This is a genomic window from Amorphus sp. 3PC139-8, assembly GCF_040750475.1.
In the GTDB taxonomy this organism is placed as follows: domain Bacteria; phylum Pseudomonadota; class Alphaproteobacteria; order Rhizobiales; family Amorphaceae; genus Amorphus.
Genome location: NZ_JABJVY010000079.1, coordinates 1 through 1,000 on the forward strand (window position 1 = coordinate 1; position 1,000 = coordinate 1,000).

Consider the following 1,000-nt stretch of genomic DNA (forward strand, 5'->3'; position numbering starts at 1 on the left):
CGCAGGCGCACCCGACGGCACGCAGCCGCCAACCGGACCCGCAAGAACCAGCCCGCCAAAACGAAGCGGTCCGTTCCGGACGGCCCCGCCCCAAGCGACGATTGGACGGCGGCATTCGCGGTCCGACAATGCGCGCGAAGATACCACGATCAGGCCTCGTCCCGATCCGTCTAAAAACGAAGGGTCGCGCCGACGAGTGGGCCGCCCATGTCGAGGTCGAGGGTGGTTTCGCTGTCGGAATAGTCGATCGACATCTGACGGTAGCCCGCGGACAGCGAGAAGGTCTCCGAGATCCGATAGTTCACCGTCCCCAAGAGCTGCCAGGTCGTGCGCCCGTCATAGCCACCGATATCGCCATAGCCGGTAAGCGACCATTTGGACGACAATGCCGCGCGCATGCGGACCCCGACGATCGGATCGACCCAGGAGAGGTCGCGGCTGGCGGCAGCGCCGAGACTGTAATAGGGCGCGATCCGCGCGTCCGCCGACACCTTGGCGTCGATCTGCCAGGCGCGGACACCGCCCACGACATCGAGGGTCATGCCCGGCCGGCTGACCACCGAATAGCCCGCAGCCACCGTCTCGGAGGTCTGTGTGAGCTTGCCGTGAACGGAAACCGGAACCGGCAGCACGCCGGTGATGCTGTCGTCCTCCGACATCGAAACCCAGGTCAGATCGCCAAGAACCACGAACCGGTTGTGGCGCACGGCACCGGTCAGAAAGAACGCCCCGTCGAGGCGATCGAGAATGTCGCCGAACGACATATCGCTCTTGAACGTCACGCCGCCGGCGCGGGGCTGGATCTCGCTTGCCGACCCGGCCCCCCAGAGATAGGGCGTAATCTGGACGCGCCAGCCCTCTTGCGCACGGGCCGCTGTGGACGCCATCGCCAGAAGAGCGAAGCCTGTCGCGACGAGACGGATCATCCCCTTGTGTCCTTATAGATTTTTCCGTCCTTCATGATCATGCGGAGATTTGTGTCGGGATCGGAGAGGAAGTA

1 protein-coding gene is annotated in these 1,000 nt (G+C 64.5%); it reads right to left on the reverse strand.

All coding sequences use genetic code 11. The features are described 5' to 3' along the window. Positions 1-170 precede the first annotated feature (170 nt). Complete coding sequence (locus HNS03_RS25700; RefSeq protein ID WP_367198891.1) at positions 171-926, reverse strand: hypothetical protein; 756 nt, start codon at positions 924-926, stop codon at positions 171-173. Between the last annotated feature and the right edge of the window lie 74 nt (positions 927-1,000).

What these genes read in the sequence shown, in the direction of transcription:
- HNS03_RS25700 (WP_367198891.1), bottom strand. Translation starts at nt 926, where the DNA reads ATGATCCGTCTCGTCGCGACAGGCTTCGCTCTTCTGGCGATGGCGTCC.